Below are 17,748 nucleotides of genomic sequence, written 5' to 3' on the forward strand. Positions count from 1 at the left end.
CCGGTGACAGAAGACAAAAAACATCAAACATAAAACTTTATAATAAACCTCCCGCCGCCTTTTGGAGAATTTTCTGCTCGGAGAGTTCCTTTTTGTCTTTCAATGATGGATTTAGAAAGCGCCAATCCAATACCTATTCCGTCCTTTGAAGAATTTTTCCCTTTATAGAAACGCTCAAACAAATGGGGTAAATCATTTTTGTCAAAACCTTTGCCACTGTCCTCTATAATGATTTCCATATAGAGTGGATTCTGTGAATAATTAATAGAAATATTTCCCCCATCCGGCGTATATTCACTGCAATTCTTGATAAGATTCAAAAGGGCTTCTGCAGTCCAGCTCATATCCCCCATAAAATTTACATCAGATTCATGAGGAATAATAAGCTGCTGGCCTTTTTTCAAAATCATATCCTCTACCGGCTCAGCAGCAAGAGCCAGTACGGCAAAAATATTCACAGGTTCCTGTTTGAATTCCAATGTACCTGCATCCAACTTAGATAAAGTCAATAGTGAAGAAACCAATGTTTCCAGGCGATTAAGCTGGTGATTAAGCTTTTCAATATAAATTCTGTCTTCATCTGTAGGATTTTCCGACAAAAGTTGAGTCATTAATGACATAGATGTAATAGGCGTTTTCAGCTGATGGGAAATATCGGTTAGATTATCGGCAAGAGATCGACGTTCCCGCACAGCATTTTCCTTTGTTTGACGCAGTTCGGTCACCGTCTTATACAACTCATCTTCCAGGAGGGAAAAGTCATCTTCCTGACGTAATAGTAATGCTTCCTGTCCGAGATTGACGGCTTTCAGATAATCGGTCAATCCTTCAATACGTTCTTTTTTTTTCTTTAAGGAGAGGTAGCCTATCACTATCACCAATATGGCTGGGACGGTTGCCAGCAAGATACCATATACCGTCATTCTGAAAGTATTTTGGTTTCGAAATACATTCAATGAATAATTATATTCCTTAAGAATTGCATCACCGTCACTAAAATCCAAAAAATCCGCTTCTTTAAGTGCCCGAATCATCATGATTTCCATCTGGGGATCAATTCTTACAGCAAAACCAAGTATCTGAGCCATATTTTTATATTTCTGCCTTGCAACAATCTGTGAGGATATCAACCCCATCGCAATTCCCATGATTATAAAAGCAACGATAATTGCCACTGTCTTATTTAAAAATTGGCTCCGTTTCATAACGAATCCTCCATTCTATACCCAATGCCTCTTATTGTTTTAATACAAGTAGGATTATTCAATTTTTCACGCAGGCGTTTCATGGTGACAGTAAGAGTATTGTCATTAACAAAGTTTCCTTCTGTATCCCACAATTTATTTAATAGCTGTGAGCGGGTCAGAGTTTGGTTTTTATTTTCCAGCAAGACGGTGAGAAGACGGTATTCGCCGGCAGTGAGTCCGATTTCCTTTCCGTTGCAGAAAACTGCGGTTTTGTCCTTATACAGCGTAATGTCCCCACAGCTCAGCACAGATTGATCGATGACTTTTGTTCTTCGCAAGACCGCCTTGATTCGAGACAGAAGTATGGAAAGCTGAAAAGGCTTGACAATGTAATCGTCTGCACCCATATCAAGACCTTGTACAACGTCTTTCTCTTCGTCACGAACAGTCAGAAAAATAATCGGCACATCTCTCTGTGCTTTTGCATAGTGACAAAATTCACTGCCGGTTCCGTCTGGTAAATTCCAATCTAACAGAACTAATGAAATGGAATCCGATAATTTCTTCTTACCTTCATCAAGGTTCAAAGCGCATACAGGTTTGAATCCGTTTTTATACAGTGCCGTTTGTAATGCAAACTGAATGGTTTCATCATCTTCTATAATTAATATTTTTTTCAATCTTATAACACCCCCAGTCACCATAAATTTCTATTGGAAGTTCAGTTTTCAGACACTTGAATATCTTCTGTTGACTGAATGTTATACTCCCTGATTAAATCTGCAACGATATTCTTTTTCCCATAATACTTTTATTTTATCATAGAAATCTCTTATATATTTCAATTTACAGCCTTATTTCACAGGCTCAAAATAATTCACTCCGCTTATTCCCAATATCCTATTTCATCAACCTTATGAATACCCTATAATAATTTCTTTCTTAATAAAATTGCATTTGGTTCTTCCCAGCCTAATTTTTTATAGAAAGGAACAGCTGATTCTAAAGCATCTGCAATAATCAATTCACAATTATTACTCCGTAAAATATCTTCAACATGCTTAATGAGTTTCTTTCCAATTCCTTTAAAACGAGCTGATTCATAAACAGCAATTTTCGCTATATACCCCCTAAATCCAAAGTCATACGCAAATATGCAACCTAATATGCAGCCGTCTTCTTCATATACAAACGAAAGAGAACCTGAAGATTTCAAAGCCTTATTTAATGTACCATCATCCCAACATTCGTGCCAAAAATAAGGTATAGATTGTATAATATGTTTTACTACCGGCAAATCCTCTTCATTCATTACCCTAATCATATTCTCACCCTCCATACAATTTTTTAATATTGCTTAAATATCCGAAGGAATACTGTAAACTCCTCTTTTCAGATCCGATATCGCAAATAGTACTATTATTATATCAGTATACCAGATTCCTCCCATCAAAAACTTTTATTTCTTTTTCGACAACATTTTTAAGTATTATTTAAAAATTATGTTACTATAAAAATAATAAAGATTATTTATATTTAAGAAATATAATAAGGAGGGTGTCCCCTATGAATGAATTTGATGCTGCTTGTGAACTGATACAAAAACAACTTGGTCATGACGTACAGATATCTTTAGCAACATGTAATAAAAATAATGTAAGTGTACGTATCGTAGATGGATATTATAAAGATGGATGTATATATGTCGTAACTCACACATCATCCCATAAGATGAAGCAAATATCGCTCAATTCAAATGTAGCTGTCTGCAAAGATTTATTCCAAGGTATTGGAAAGGCTGAAAATTTAGGAAATCCAAAAGAAATAAAAAATCAGGAATTGGCAAAAGAACTTAGAGAAGTCTTTATCATTTTTTATGATCGTCATGTAGATGAAGACGATCCGGGGACTTGCATATTAAAAATTAATTTGACTGAAGCCGTTGTATTTGACGATAATAATAAATATTCCATTGATTATCTTAATAAGACCGCAAAAAGATATGACTTCCATAATGATATTATTACAATATAATACATAACACAATTATCATGCCAAAAAAACACGAGCACCTTAAAGGTACTCGTGTTTTTTGTATTAACTCCGTTTACGTTATATGTCAGATTAATTTTCCCATTTAAACTTCAGTAAAATTTACCATTCTATGACTTCTAAAAGAGGATTTCCTTCTTCTTTAGAAGAATCCGACTTTTTAAGTTCCTCGCTCTTTTCTTTCGTTTGCTCGAGAAGTTTTTCCTGCAATTCCAGACCATATTTATATTGCGAACTATAACCAATACCAAGCAGTGCTTTATCATATCGAGAGAAGGTCATCAAAGCAATCTCCCCATTTTCACCTATGATATCGATTGAAATAGTCGGGTCGTTGCCGCTGTAACCTTGCCCATTATATTCAGCCGACTCGACTGCACCGTGGACGACATTATATTTCTTTGCCAGATCTTTTGCCAATGTAACATATTCCTGGGGATTTTTATCGAGGACCGCATCAAATGATACTGAAACATTTTCTTTCAGTGTTCTGCCGTAACCTATATCAAACAGTTCTCCAGTCACGGAGTCCACGCAAAAATAATAACTGCGCTCACCGTTAATCAGTACATCAGCATACCAATTTGAACGAGGAAGATTCTCTGTAGGCAAGTGATAACCCATTTCAATTACCTGCCCTTTCAAATCCAAGCCAAATATTTCCCAAAGGGCTTGTGCTCCTACCTCTGCGGCATCTTCTTTTGTCATGTCCTTATCGGTTGGTTTTTGATTACGGTAATACTCAAGATCAATTGGTTTTATTGTATAATTTGCTTTTTTGTAACCTTCCGGCAGGTTATTTTGTACCGTATTAGGCAAACTATCGGCATGAACCGTATAACTTGTAGGGATTATATCGGTCTTCCCCATTTCATCCTTCACAGCCATCTGTGTAAATCCTTGAAACAAAAATGTACTGACTCCGATAGTTACTATAGCTGACAATATAATCTTTTTGGATTTTCTCCCCTCTGGCCTATCTTCTTTCATATTAATCGCTCCTTTATAGTTTTATTTGTGATCACAATAAGTAGTATAAATGAACATAATTATAGAATAATTATCAAGTTATTTCGAAGTTGTAAAAGTTATTTTTACTGTAGTTCCTTCTCCGGGGTGGCTGATGAATTTAAGCTCAGCATTGTGACATAAGGCAATCTGTTTGCAAATGGCGAGACCTAACCCTGCCCCGCTATCATTGTGATTTCGCGACTTCTCTGCCCGATAAAAAGGCTCTGTAATATGGTTGAGTACTTCGGCCGTCATGCCTTTTCCGTCATCCCGGATACAAATCATTTTCTTCCCATTTTCTACGGCAGCACGTATTATTATATGTCCTCCTTTACTGCACGCCTTTATCGCATTATCAACTAAATTTACAAGTAAACTTTCCAGTAAACAAGCATCCCCCCAAACAATATCCATTTCATAAATAAACTCTATTTTAATTTCTTTTTCTATAATCTTATTATGTAGGGTTGTCTTGATATATTGAAAAAGTCTTGATATTTCTTGTTCTTTCCACACTATCTGATCATTTTTGAGATTTGCCAGTTCAAGTAATTGATAAGCCATTGTTTGCATACGACGGCTTTCCGACATAATATAATTTATTGCGAACAACCTATCAGATTCGGTCATAACGGCCTTTTGCATATATTCTGCATATCCATAGATTGCGGTCAAAGGTGTACGGAGTTCATGAGCAAAATTATCAATAAACTGCTGCTTCTTTTCTGCCTCAGTGATAAGTTCCGTCATTTGATTTTGAATTTTCTCTGCCATGCTATTAAAATTTTGTGCCATTTCCGAAATTTCATCATGTCCGGATACCGGAAGTCTTGTTTCATATGCACCATCCGCTATGCTACGAGAAATTTGAGATATCTGCGCAAGAGGCTTAAATATTCGATTAAACAGGAAAAGAAGACTTAAAGAAAGAAAACAGGAAAGAATGAATCCTATAATAAACAACATATTTTTCATTTGTTCCCATGAAGTAATTTCATCTGTCATATCGTAAAGATAACTCATCGTATAAGAATCATAGGGATCGGGAAGTTTCCCCGAAACAATTACATATGTACCGTCCTCTGATTTTTGTATCGAAACAATACGGTTTCCGTTCTTCGGAGGTTCCAATAAATTGTCCTGTAATTCTATTCTCAACCGATTTGAATATACAAGACGGCTATCCTTATAAAGTGCTAATTTGACTTTTTTATCCTCAGACAGATAACTATAAGGCTGGAGCAGAGAATCCAAATATCCTTCAATATCATTTCCCCGACTTTCCACAGCGTGAAAATCCTTTATAAGGGCAGATGTTATAAAATAATGTTCTCCCAAGCTTCTTTCTTTGGCACTATTGGCAGTATCTTTAAACGTAATGGCAGAAATCACTAATATTCCGAAATTAAAAGAAAACAGAAAAAGCATAAGCGTTGCTAAAAATGTACGGTATTTCATTGATTTACCTCCAAACGATAACCCAATTTGTAGACGGTTTTTATTACATCATCCCACCCTAATTTTTTTCGCAGTTTCTGTATATGAACATCAACCGTTCTGGTATCGCCTTCATAGTCATAGCCCCATACAAGCTCCAATAATTTTTCTCTCGATAATGCAATATTACGGTTATTTACAAGTACCTCCAATAATTCATATTCTCTAGGGGTACATTCTACAGGTTGTCCCATATAAAATACTTGATGGCTGTCAAAATCAATCCTCACATTCCCTAGTTCAAAGCAACTTCTGTTTTTTTGAGTTCGACGTAATACCGCTTCTACACGAGCTAACAGTTCCAACATTTCAAAAGGTTTTACCAGATAATCGTCAGCTCCCATTGAAAAACCTTTTATGCGGTCCGATAAACTGCTCCGTGCCGTTAAGAAAATCGTGGGAATTTTATCTACTTTTTTAAAAACTTCGAATCCATCAAGTTCAGGTAACATAATATCCAAAATTATCAGGTCATAGGTATGATCCTGTATTTCAGAGACAGCAGCTTTCCCATCAAAAACAGAAGTACAGCGATGTCCTACGAGCTGCAAATTCCTTTTAATTAACTCATTGATTGATATTTCATCCTCAACAATTAAAATTGATGCCATAATGATTCACCCCTTTTTTAATATAACATCATTTTATTATAGAGTTGTAAAGTGAAAAGATAATTTCATCATACCGAATATATGATATAATACATACACAGATCGTTTATACAAATAGATACGATGTTGATACATATTAGAGACTCAAATAAAATTTTGAGAAAAGTTATTTTTTGGTTTATAATATTTATAATATAAGTTAATTCAATTTGATAAGAATGTAGGTGTATTGTTATGTTTATTGCTGATTTTCATATTCATTCAAAGTATTCAAGAGCAACAAGTAAAGAATGTATACCTGAAATTCTTGAAATGTGGTCACGACGTAAAGGTATCAATCTCCTTGGAACAGCGGATTTCACACATCCAGTTTGGCGTGAAGAATTAAAGGAAAAACTCACTCCTTCAGAAGAAGGTCTATATGTTCTTAAAGATGATTATCGCAAAGAAGATAATATTGGAGGAACAGATTTTAAGCCTCGATTCATTATATCTGGAGAAATCAGCTCAATATACAAAAAAAACGGAAAAGTGAGAAAAATCCACAATCTAATACTTCTCCCCGGATTGGAGGAAGCTGAATTAATATCTCATCGTCTCGAGGCCATAGGTAATCTACACTCTGATGGAAGACCCATATTAGGTCTTGATAGTAAGGATTTGCTTGAAATTGTACTTGATATATGCCCGGAAGCCATATTTATTCCTGCCCATATATGGACTCCTCATTTTTCTTTATACGGTGAGTATTCAGGGTTTGATGATATAAGAGAATGTTTCAAAGATCTAACGGACAATATCTATGCTGTAGAAACGGGCCTTTCTTCAGATCCCCCCATGAACTGGCGTCTCTCTGCACTTGATAAATTTACTTTAGTTTCTAATTCAGATGCTCATTCTCCTGCTAATTTGGCCAGAGAAGCTAATATCTTTGATACGGACCTTTCTTATTCAAATATATCACAGGCTTTAAAGAACCGAAATACAAAGGAATTTTATGGTACAATAGAATTTTTCCCAGAGGAAGGAAAATATCATTACGATGGACACAGAAATTGTAAAGTATGCTTAAAACCTGCAGAAACCGAAGCTTTATCGGGTATATGCCCAGTGTGTGGAGGTAGACTTACAGTAGGGGTACTTCATCGAGTTGAAGCCTTGGCAGACAGAGCTGAAGGGTTCGTCCCTCAGACAGCCAAACACTTTGAAAGCCTCGTTCCCCTTCGGGAAATAATTGCATCTTCATTAGGCTTTACTACTGCCAGCATTAAGGTAAAAAGAAGGTATGAAAATCTGATACAAACTTTAGGTACTGAATTATTCATCCTTCGGGAAGCATCCTTAAGCGATATAGAATTAGCTGCTGGACCTCATATTGCAGAAGGTATTCGCAGGTTGCGAGCTGGGCAAGTGGAAATACATCCCGGTTACGATGGAAAATATGGACAAATTAATGTAATGAACAAGAATGAAATAAATCTAATTTCCGGCCAAATAAGCCTTTTTAAAAATGAAGATAATAATGACAGGAATAATGATAAAAATAACGATATTCAAAAACAATCTTTAATTAAAAAAGAAAGGGTTTCGGAACCTTACTCAGCAAGCTCTATTGAACCTCTTCCTTCCAGCAACCCTTACAGATTAAATCAAGAACAATGGGAAGATGTTTCATCGCCGGAACCTGTAATCGTAGTAATGGCTGGCCCCGGAACGGGAAAGACAAGAACATTGGTATACCGTATAGTATATCTAATTGAAAACTGCGGTATTTCTCCTTCAGAAATAACCGCCGTTACTTTTACCAATAAAGCTGCTAATGAGATGCGCAGTCGTTTAGAAAAACATTTTAAGAACAAAAACACAGTAAAAGCCATGAATATAGGAACATTTCATTCCATATGTCTAAAAATTTTATCTGAAGAAAAAGGGAATGGAAAAACTACAATTATTGATGAATATAATTCAATTTCTATAGTTGAAGATATACTGAAAAATCTTCAACTGAAGATCTCCCCACGGGATGCTATGAAGGAAATTTCTCTGATGAAAAGCGGAACAATTTCAGGAGAAGAAAATAAGAAAGAGCTTAAAATTCCATTGGAAGTATATGATTTATACTGTTCGCAGCTTAAACAGTATGATGTTATGGATTATGATGATATCCTTCTTGAAGCACTCAAAAAGTTTAAAAATACAAATTTAAGCAATTCTTTCTCCTATCTTTTAGTAGATGAGTTTCAAGATATTAATGAAATTCAGTACCGTTTAATTAAAGAATGGGCAAGTAATAATATCTTCGTCATAGGGGACCCCGAGCAATCAATTTATGGCTTTAGAGGTTCAGATTTTCGATATTTTGATATATTTAAAGAGAATTTTCCTCATGCCAAAAATATCAGGCTTATCCAAAATTATCGTTCGACTCCTGAGATCATACATTGTGCCAAATCGGTAATTTCCAAAAAAATAAAGGGGGAACCTTTTAGTTTTCTGGAATCCAAAAGAGAAAAAGGTACAAAAGTACGACTTCTAAAAACCAATAATGAATTTTCCGAAGCATTGTTTGTCGCTAAGGAGATTAACCGCATAGTGGGCGGTATTGATATGATAGATACACAGAAGATATCGGAAACTGACAGGAAGAATTCCAAAGTAAAAAATCCAAGAAGCTTTGCTGACATTGCCATATTATATCGTACTAATCACCAGGCGAATATTATAGAGCAGTGCCTTATAAAAGAGGGCATACCCTACGTAGTTGCAGGAAAAGATGAGTTTCTTTCAGAAAAGGAAGTTCGTGCCGTAATTGCTTTCTTCCAGTTTTTACTCAATCCAAAGGATATTTTTTCCTTAAAGACATACCTAAAAATATCAGGCATATATTCAACGGAATTAATTCAAGAAATACTAAAAAATTATGTTTCAGCTAAAAAGAATATACCGTCTCTTATTAAAATAATAGAAAAAGTTCAGCCGTCTGATGATTTAGTAAAATCTTGGAATTTTATTGAATTACTAAAGAAATATGAACCTTTACTCCATAAAGAAAAACCCGTGAAGCTAATAGATTCTTGGATTAATGATAATAACCTATCCGGCATAGATTGTCTAAAACTGCTCTTAAATACATCCGTCTTTCACAATAATATGCCCTCCTTTATTCAAACCCTTATATTAGGGCATGAAAGTGATGTAGTCCGTAGCAGCAGCAAGATTTATTCTTCTGATGCGGTTTCATTAATGACGATACATGGATCAAAGGGCCTTGAGTTTCCAGTTATATTCATATGTGGAGTAAACGATGGTCTGATTCCTCTGAAAAATTCCGGCCGTGACTTCAATTTAGATGAAGAAAGGCGACTTTTCTATGTAGGTATGACAAGGGCGCAGGATGAACTTATCCTTATAACTTCCCATGATAGGCCGTCTCCCTTTATTTCCGATATACCTGAAGACTCCATTATAAAGGAAAATACTTCCACAAACAAACATAGACCTCAATCTAAACAGCTCAGTATTTTTGATATATAAATGGACTTACAATAAATAATTAAAAGCTATTACATTAAGATAATGTTAATAGCTTTTAATTATTATATTTTATGTTTCTCAGATAGCTTCATTATTTCGTTCATCATAAATTTACTAAAAGATACTTTAATATCATCCTTTACATTAACTTGACCCATTGCCCGATAATCGCTCAAAGCTTCTTTTATCAATAAATGATATTTATCATCAATATTTTTTAAGGCCCACTTCCCGCCCTGTTCCTTTGATAAAATTTTATTATCTTTTAAATAAGCCAGTACTCTGCATAAATTTAATGTAATGTAGGTGGTATTTTTTAATATTTCTTCATCAGCATTTAAAATATCGCCTTTGATGCTGTCAATATAAAAGTCTCTTGGGACTTCTCCAAAAACTTCTTGAATTGGTTCGCCCCACAGCACAATTCCGCAATTGCGTATTACCGTAAAATGGGCTGCTAAATCTTTATCCTTTTTCAGCTCATCCCCACACATCACCATCGGACTTAACAAATATGTTTTTAACCAATCCTTTGAAAAATGCAATTCATAAGGAGTAGGATATTCAAAATTCAAACAGTACTTCTTCAATACTATACTCATTTCTATTCCCTTTGGAGGACAAAAAGGCCAAATCTCCTTCAAACAATTAAGTATTTTTAATTTTGTCGGACTATCAATTTTAGATTGTATTACCGCTATAAAATCAATGTCGCTTTTTTCTTCATGAAAGCATCCAAATGCTATAGAGCCATGTACATAAATCCCAACCAAATTGTCACCCAAAATAGTTTGATATTCCTGCTTTATAATTTTAAGAATATTATTATAATGCAATGTTTTATTACCTTTCCATAGCATTTCTGGCCCAATTGGAATCTCTATATATCGCTCTACCTACTCCGATCAAATCTGCCTTTTTTTCTCGAAGAATGGCTTCTGCTTCATCTGCTGTCTTAATCCCACCGGTCAAGATTACGGGAATAGAAACAACCTCTTTGATTGCTTCGGATTGTGGTGAAAAATAGCCCGGTTCATTTACACCGGGTATAGTATATCTACACATTCCTCCTGAAATATCCAGCATATCAACTCCGGCTCTTTCAAATATCTCAGCAGCGGTTTTAATATCCTCTGTTGTAATTCCGCCTTCCATATGATCTGTCGCACCGAAACGCAAAAGAATAGGAAAGTCTTCTCCGACCGCTTTGCGAACTGCCCTTATGATCTCTGAATGAATTTTCACCCTGCCTTCAATGCCCCCTCCATATTCATCAGTCCTCTTATTTGTAATAGGAGATAAAAACTGGTTTAATAAATATCCATGAGCAGAATGAAGCTCTACACCATCAAATCCGGCATTTTTTACTCTAACCGCAGCGTGCTTAAAATCATCTATAATTCTTTCAATATCATTTTTTGATAACTCTTGAGGTATTGCCGTATCTTTTCTCGACGGATTTTTCACTGGTGAAGGCCCCACCGGCTCCATTCCTATAACTTCTCTTAAAGTTTCACTTCCGGCATGATTAATCTGCATAACTGTCTTGGAACCATTCCCATGAATAATGTCGGCCAACTTCTTTAAATCTTCCACTAAATAATCCTCGGCAACGGAAATCTGGTTATGGTTTGCCTTCCCCTGCTGAGAAACATAACTGTGTTCAATAATAACAAGAGATATATATCCTCCCCTCGACTTTTCGTCATAATAATCTAAAATATCTTGGCTGATCCTTCCGTCTTCATCAGATTTTGCTGTCGCCATAGGCGGCATAACTAGTCTGTTTTTTAATTGAAATTTACTATACGTAAGTGGTTCACCCAAATAAAACATCTTCATTTTCTCCTTTCCCATAAATGGTATTTTAAAGATTCATATAAAATAGTAATTTAGGCCAAATTTCAAAACGGCCTACTGTTTCAATACATTTTAATATTTATCCCTTAATTGTAGAACAATTTTTTCTAAAGCATGAGTCTATGTGATCATTGACAATACCTGTAGCTTGCAGGTGAGCGTAGACCGTAATAGAACCTAAAAATTTAAAACCCCTTTTCTTCAAATCTTTGCTTATTAAATCTGATAAATCCGAAGTCGCCGGTATTTCCAATATGTCTTGGTAGCTATTGATAACAGGTCTCCAGTTTACAAAATTCCAAATATACTTATCAAAACTGCCAAATTCTCTTTGTATCTCTATAAATCTCCTTGCATTAGTGATAGAAGATTGGATTTTCTTTTTATTTCTGATAATTCCCGGATTTGTAAGCAATTCTTCAATCTTTTCCTCATCATAACAAGCTACCTTCTCTGGGTCAAAATTATCATAGGCCTTTCTGTAATTTTCTCTTTTCCTTAAGATAGTTATCCAGCTTAAACCAGATTGAGCTGATTCCAGCAACAAAAATTCAAAATGTTTTTTATCATCATGAACAGGTACTCCCCATTCCTCGTCATGATATTTTATATAAAGTTCATCTGATTTGCACCAATCACATCTATTCATCTTATATTTCCCCCTCATCTTTTCAGAAATGAAAAGAATACAATTTAACTTTAAAATCCGAGAATAAAGAAGAGCTCTTTATGAAATGAAAATATTCTTAAATTAATTATAACGGTATTTTTTTCAAAAAACAATGGAATCATTATCATCATAATGTGGATATAAAAAAGCAGATAATCTTATCTCTAATAAGGCTATCTGCTTTTTTATCTATCAATTTCTAATCCTGCTTTGTGGAGATTTATATATCATTTGGTCTCTCTTTGGATTCTTTGGAAACCATCCTTTTTTTACCCTTCTCTCTTGTTCAAAAAGCTCTCGAATGCTCCACAGTAACGAAAATCCTAATATAGATAAAAGTGACGATAAAATCAACATATCAGAAAAAAACGATAAACAAACACATAATAAACCTGTTATCAAGAACAACGGCCATACTCTTGAGCCTATGTAATATTCTGCCTTTATAACAACCGGATGTAAGATTCCAATAATTAAAAACGTCCCGATTCCTATAATCACTCCATAGTAATTCATTTATTATCCCCTCTCCTTTTCACTACTCTCACTTATTATTCAGAGTTTTTCGTTTAAATTCTCTATCTGTTTTTGAAGCTAAATTTATTTTCACCATTTTTATTAGTATATATGCTTAAATTAGATATATTTCCTTTAAAATAAGTATATTTTCCATTTTTTATTTCTATCATAAAAGGTACAAATAACCAACATTTAAAACTATTTGTTATTATATCATATAATTCAATAAAAAATGGGATTTCCCGTTATCTAATCTTAGAACATCAGGAAACCCCATAAAAATATATTTAAGAAATCTTATTCTCAATTAACCAAGAATATTTTTTAAATCTTCTTCCGGCGTAGATACAGGTGTCAAACTATAATTATTTACTAAAACATCAAGAACTCCTGGAGATATAAATGCCGGAAGTGACGGCCCAATATAAATATTTTTGATGCCAAGAGATAAAAGTGATAATAGGATACAAACTGCTTTCTGTTCATACCAGGATAAAACTAAAGTCAACGGTAAGTCATTTACATTACATTTAAATACTCCCGCTAAAGCAACGGCTACACGAATAGCACTATAAGCGTCATTGCACTGCCCCATATCCATTAGTCGAGGTAATCCGTTGATGCTGCCCAAATCCAAATCATTAAAACGGTATTTACCACAAGCAAGAGTTAAAATAATGCTATCTTTAGGTGCCTTCTTAACAAATTCGGTATAATAATTACGTCCGGGTTTTGCACCATCACATCCTCCGACTAAAAAAATATGCTTAATATCACCGTTTTTTATTGAATCAACCACTTTATCGGCAACGGATAACACTGTACCATGCCCAAAACCTGTAGTCACTTGAGTACCGCCGTTAATGCCTAACATAATCTTATCTTCCTTGTATCCTCCTAACTCCAGCGCTTTCTCTATAACCGGAGTAAAATCTTTATCTTCTCCTATATGAACCATATTTGGATAAGCTACTACTTCAGTAGTAAAAATACGGTCTCGATAACTATCCTTTACAGGCATTAAACAGTTCGTAGTAAATAGTACAGGAGCAGGGATGTTTGCGAATTCCTTCTGCTGATTCTGCCATGCAGTACCAAAATTCCCTTTTAAATGAGAATATGCTTTTAATTTTGGATAAGCATGAGCCGGAAGCATCTCTCCATGAGTATAAATATTAATACCTTTCCCCTTAGTCTGTTCCAGTAATAAATACAGATCACGGAGATCATGTCCGGAAATTACAATAAAGGGCCCTTTTTCAATCTTCAATGGAACAGTAGTAGGAATCGGATTCCCGTATGTTTCAGTATTGGCTTTATCCAACAGTTCCATACATTTAAGATTTACCTTCCCGGTCTCCATCACAATAGGAAACAATTCATCCATTCCTAAATCATCTCCAACAGCCCGTAATCCTTTGTAAAAGAACTGATTAACCTCATTGTCCGTATATCCTAATACCAATGCATGAAAAGCATAGGCTGCCATTCCTCGAAGCCCAAAGAGAATAAGGGATTTAAGAGAGCGGATATCTTCACTTTCATTCCACAATTCTTTCATATCATACTCAACACTACTACACTGTGAAGTCAGCTTTTTCCTTTCTCGGCGGACCGCATCAATCTGACGCTGTACTGCATTATTATCAAAATTTACATTGGTAACAGTAGTAAAAAGTCCTTCAATCATAGCACGATGAGTGGATGAAGTAGGTTCACTAACATCTGCCACACGAGCAAGACCTATAAGAGCTCCGGTTAATTCATCCTGTAAAATAGCGGTATCCTCTTTTTTGCCGCATACACCTTGTGTTCCGGTACAACCTTTGCAACCTGCAGTTTGCTCACATTGAAAACAAAACATATTTGACATATTTACCCCTCCATTTTTATTTGATTTTTTTGATTACTTTTTTCAAACGGAAATATAACAGTCAACATCATCTTAAACATTTCCTTAGCAAAAACTCTGTGAGGTTTATTGGCAGGCATAACCAATGTCTCCCCTTTTTTTACCAGATGCTCTTTACCATCTACTACAAATAGGCCGTTACCTTCTAAAACAGTCACCATAGCATCACCATCTGAATCATGAGTACTAATTTCCTCGTTTTTATCAAAGGCAAATAATGTAATACTTACGTACTCATTCTGTGCCAATGTTTTACTGACAATTTGTCCTGGTTGAACCTGCACTTGATCTGCCAATGATAACACTGTTTCATGCAAAATATTTTTAATAAAAACTTCTTCCATAATAACCTTCCTCCTATTCTTCTAAAATTTGACCATCTATAGATATAATTACAACCTGCCACGGAATCATTTTTTTACTGTTAATAAGTGCTTTCTTTACCGCATTTTCGATACCGCCACAACATGGTACCTGCATACGAACTACCTTAACACTTTTTATATTGTTATTCTTAAATATTTCTGTTAACTTTTCAGCATAATCGCCTTCGTCTAACTTGGGACATCCAATTAAAGTAATGTGATTCTTAATAAACTTACGGTGAAAATCACCATAGGCAAATGCAGTACAGTCCGCAGCTATAAGCAAGTTCGCATTATTAAAATAAGGTGCATTTACCGGAACCAATTTAATTTGTACAGGCCACTGCATAAGTTTGCTTTGTACGGCTTCAAAATTATCGACAGATTCAGGCTTTGGCTGGATTGCCTTTGCCATACTGCCGGGACAGCCTCCAATGCGGTGATTAACCGCTTCTTCGTTATATGCCAAAGCTTCCCGCTCTTCAAAGGATATAGCCCCAGTCGGACAAACGGGTAGACAATTTCCCAATCCGTCGCAGTAATCATCACGGATAAGTTTCGCTTTACCATTTATAATTGCAATAGCTCCTTCATTACAAGCATCAGCACACATTCCACAGCCATTACATTTCGTTTCATCAATTTTTATAATTTTACGAATCATAACCGTTTCATCCTTTCTCTTTCCTTGATTTTTCGATTTCATTATATTATAATAAAATCATTAAATCTGTTGTTTTTACAACGTAAAAGGAGAAAATATGAAAGAATATTTAAAAGTTTTAAAAATCGTTCCTCTTTTTAAGGATATAAATGAAGTGGAAATAAACACAATGCTCAAATGCTTAAATGCCCATAAGAAAAGCTACAAAAAAAATGAAATCATACTGATGGCAGGTCAATCGGTTACCGAGGTCGGAATTGTACTGTCAGGATGTGTACAAATAATGCGGGAAGACATATCAGGAAATCGTACAATTTTAGCTCGATTTGAGAAGGGCAATCTTTTTGCGGAGGCCTTTGTCTGTTCCAATATAAAAACACTCCCGATTACTGTATCTTCCATATCAGAAAGTGTCATCCTGTTTGTCGATTACCATCGGATTATCACTACATGTTCTTCTGCTTGTGTTTTCCATGCTAAATTGATTAAAAATATGATGGCAATTTTAGCAGATAAGAATATTATGCTGAGCGGAAAAATCGAGCACCTGTCCAAGCGAACTACAAAAGAAAAGCTGTTGTCCTATCTCTCAGAACAAGCAGCTATAAAGGGCAATAATGAATTTACAATTCCATTTAACCGACAGGAACTTGCCGATTATCTTTGTGTTGACAGGAGTGCTATGTCAAATGAACTGTGTAAACTGCGCGATGAAGGTATTCTCAGTTTCCACCGCAATAACTTTATGCTCTATAAATTCAGGTAAATAATAGTTAAAAAAGACTTCTATCTAAGCATTAATCCATTAAAGAAACCATTTTTAAAACCTGCCTTATGAAAATTTTACATTAGGCAATCATAATTTCCCTATGGGTTATAAAAAACCTCTATATGCTTTACTGCATGCAAATAGAGGTAAATAGTCAAAATGTTTCATAACGTACTGTTTCTGTAAGGGGTTTGCGTTCTGTATTGTGTCTGTCAGGAGATTTTCTCTCTTCATCGGAATATCCAATGCCCAATATGTTTATAGGCTCAACTCCTTCAGGAAGTGCAAACTCTGCCTTAATTACATCCGGTTTGAAATAACCTACCCATATAGAATTAAGCCCAAGATCAGTGGCTTCCAGAATCATATGAGTTGCGACAATTGAAGCATCAATTTCTGCTGTATCCTTTCCATCAAAAGCTCTCTTCCAGCTAAAAGAATGATCGGCACAAACCACAAAAGCAAGCTGTGCTCCGTATACATTTCCGGCTTTTTTAAGCTTTTCTAATCCTGCTTCCGTTTTAATGACCAATATCCTTTGAGGCTGCAGATTGGCAGCAGTGGGAGCTACCCTGCCGGCTTCCAAAATCTTTTCAAGTTTTACCTGTTCCACTTTTTTGTTATTAAAATTTCGCGTGGAATAACGCTTTTTTGCAAGTTCAATGAAATCCATATAAATCATCCTCTCCACAAATGTTAAATTTTATAGATCAAATTCAATATAATCTTCATCTTTTTCACGAAATCTGGTTTTCTTCGGAACAAACCTGTTACTGTCAGGCGCATAGTATACAAACTTTATACAAAATCTGTATATTATATTTATTGAAAAAATTATCATCTAAGTAATATCACATATGCAGAACCGCTAAAATTAGGTATTAAGTTATCTTTAAAATTTTCTTCTTCAACAGGATCTTCAATATATTCTGTTTCAGAAGATGGTTCAGTATAAGGATTGATTGGCTCATAAACGGTTTTTGTTTTTGGTATAATTATCAATACATATAATCCGATTATTAAAGAAATCAATAAAATTACATTTTTAACTTTTTTCATAATTTATGATTTCTCCTTTTAGATTTATTTAAAAAGCA

18 protein-coding genes are annotated in these 17,748 nt (G+C 35.0%); 3 read left to right on the top strand and 15 right to left on the bottom strand.

Annotated features, from left to right (window positions below; all coding sequences use genetic code 11):
* Positions 1–23: 23 nt before the first annotated feature.
* The 3 genes from PP176A_RS05320 to PP176A_RS05330 all read right to left on the bottom strand — a co-directional run bounded on the left by PP176A_RS05320 (position 24) and on the right by PP176A_RS05330 (position 2,511).
* Positions 24–1,205, bottom strand: a complete 1,182-nt coding sequence (locus PP176A_RS05320; protein ID WP_071139424.1) for a sensor histidine kinase — start codon at positions 1,203–1,205, stop codon at positions 24–26.
* Complete coding sequence (locus PP176A_RS05325) at positions 1,202–1,891, bottom strand: response regulator transcription factor (protein ID WP_200796042.1); 690 nt, start codon at positions 1,889–1,891, stop codon at positions 1,202–1,204. Before PP176A_RS05325 ends, PP176A_RS05320 begins: the two co-directional genes overlap by 4 nt.
* A 221-nt stretch (positions 1,892–2,112) precedes the next feature.
* The gene (locus PP176A_RS05330) at positions 2,113–2,511 is read right to left on the bottom strand and encodes a GNAT family N-acetyltransferase (protein WP_071139426.1); all 399 of its coding nucleotides are present in this window, start codon (positions 2,509–2,511) and stop codon (positions 2,113–2,115) included.
* Positions 2,512–2,753: 242 nt separating this feature from the next.
* On the opposite strand from PP176A_RS05330, the gene PP176A_RS05335 reads away from it, so the two are divergent.
* Positions 2,754–3,221 (top strand): pyridoxamine 5'-phosphate oxidase family protein, encoded by a 468-nt coding sequence (locus PP176A_RS05335; RefSeq protein ID WP_071139427.1) that lies wholly within the window; start codon positions 2,754–2,756, stop codon positions 3,219–3,221.
* 120 nt (positions 3,222–3,341) lie between these two features.
* Here the strand turns inward: PP176A_RS05335 and PP176A_RS05340 are convergent, their stop codons facing one another.
* The 3 genes from PP176A_RS05340 to PP176A_RS05350 form a co-directional block, all read right to left on the bottom strand.
* Complete coding sequence (locus tag PP176A_RS05340; protein ID WP_071139428.1) at positions 3,342–4,229, bottom strand: hypothetical protein; 888 nt, start codon at positions 4,227–4,229, stop codon at positions 3,342–3,344.
* A 78-nt stretch (positions 4,230–4,307) separates the two neighbouring features.
* On the bottom strand, positions 4,308–5,708 hold the full coding sequence (locus PP176A_RS05345) for a sensor histidine kinase (RefSeq protein WP_071139429.1): 1,401 nt from the start codon (positions 5,706–5,708) through the stop codon (positions 4,308–4,310).
* Entirely contained in the window at positions 5,705–6,358 is a 654-nt protein-coding gene (locus tag PP176A_RS05350; protein ID WP_071139430.1) for a response regulator transcription factor, read from the bottom strand. Before PP176A_RS05350 ends, PP176A_RS05345 begins: the two co-directional genes overlap by 4 nt.
* Positions 6,359–6,592: 234 nt before the next feature.
* On the opposite strand from PP176A_RS05350, the gene PP176A_RS05355 reads away from it, so the two are divergent.
* Complete coding sequence (locus PP176A_RS05355) at positions 6,593–9,892, top strand: UvrD-helicase domain-containing protein (RefSeq protein ID WP_071139431.1); 3,300 nt, start codon at positions 6,593–6,595, stop codon at positions 9,890–9,892.
* 62 nt (positions 9,893–9,954) lie between these two features.
* Here the strand turns inward: PP176A_RS05355 and PP176A_RS05360 are convergent, their stop codons facing one another.
* The 7 genes from PP176A_RS05360 to PP176A_RS05390 form a co-directional block, all read right to left on the bottom strand.
* Entirely contained in the window at positions 9,955–10,677 is a 723-nt protein-coding gene (locus PP176A_RS05360; protein ID WP_159429038.1) for an aminoglycoside adenylyltransferase domain-containing protein, read from the bottom strand.
* A 58-nt stretch (positions 10,678–10,735) separates the two neighbouring features.
* Entirely contained in the window at positions 10,736–11,728 is a 993-nt protein-coding gene (locus PP176A_RS05365; protein WP_071139432.1) for an NADH:flavin oxidoreductase, read from the bottom strand.
* Between the two features lie 103 nt (positions 11,729–11,831).
* Positions 11,832–12,401 carry a DNA-3-methyladenine glycosylase I gene (locus PP176A_RS05370; RefSeq protein ID WP_071139433.1) on the bottom strand — a complete coding sequence of 190 codons (570 nt, stop codon included), beginning with the start codon at positions 12,399–12,401 and terminating at the stop codon, positions 11,832–11,834.
* A gap of 213 nt (positions 12,402–12,614) precedes the next feature.
* On the bottom strand, positions 12,615–12,938 hold the full coding sequence (locus tag PP176A_RS05375) for a DUF4491 family protein (RefSeq protein WP_071139434.1): 324 nt from the start codon (positions 12,936–12,938) through the stop codon (positions 12,615–12,617).
* 310 nt (positions 12,939–13,248) lie between these two features.
* Positions 13,249–14,814 carry a hydroxylamine reductase gene (gene hcp, locus PP176A_RS05380; RefSeq protein WP_071139435.1) on the bottom strand — a complete coding sequence of 522 codons (1,566 nt, stop codon included), beginning with the start codon at positions 14,812–14,814 and terminating at the stop codon, positions 13,249–13,251.
* Between the two features lie 2 nt (positions 14,815–14,816).
* Positions 14,817–15,197, bottom strand: coding sequence for a cupin domain-containing protein (locus PP176A_RS05385; RefSeq protein ID WP_071139436.1), 381 nt, complete (start codon positions 15,195–15,197; stop codon positions 14,817–14,819).
* 13 nt (positions 15,198–15,210) lie between these two features.
* Positions 15,211–15,882, bottom strand: coding sequence for an ATP-binding protein (locus tag PP176A_RS05390; RefSeq protein WP_071139437.1), 672 nt, complete (start codon positions 15,880–15,882; stop codon positions 15,211–15,213).
* A gap of 97 nt (positions 15,883–15,979) precedes the next feature.
* Between PP176A_RS05390 and PP176A_RS05395 the strand changes: the two genes are divergently transcribed.
* Complete coding sequence (locus PP176A_RS05395) at positions 15,980–16,648, top strand: Crp/Fnr family transcriptional regulator (protein ID WP_071139438.1); 669 nt, start codon at positions 15,980–15,982, stop codon at positions 16,646–16,648.
* 157 nt (positions 16,649–16,805) lie between these two features.
* On the opposite strand, the gene PP176A_RS05400 is transcribed toward PP176A_RS05395, so the two are convergent.
* Positions 16,806–17,324: a nitroreductase family protein gene (locus PP176A_RS05400; protein ID WP_071139439.1), complete on the bottom strand. Its 519-nt coding sequence runs from the start codon at positions 17,322–17,324 to the stop codon at positions 16,806–16,808.
* A gap of 164 nt (positions 17,325–17,488) precedes the next feature.
* A complete protein-coding gene (locus tag PP176A_RS05405; RefSeq protein ID WP_071139440.1) occupies positions 17,489–17,710 on the bottom strand; it encodes a hypothetical protein in 222 nt (73 codons plus the stop codon).
* Between the last annotated feature and the right edge of the window lie 38 nt (positions 17,711–17,748).

It is taken from the genome of Sporanaerobacter sp. PP17-6a (assembly GCF_900095615.1).
GTDB lineage: Bacteria > Bacillota > Clostridia > Tissierellales > Acidilutibacteraceae > Acidilutibacter > Acidilutibacter cellobiosedens.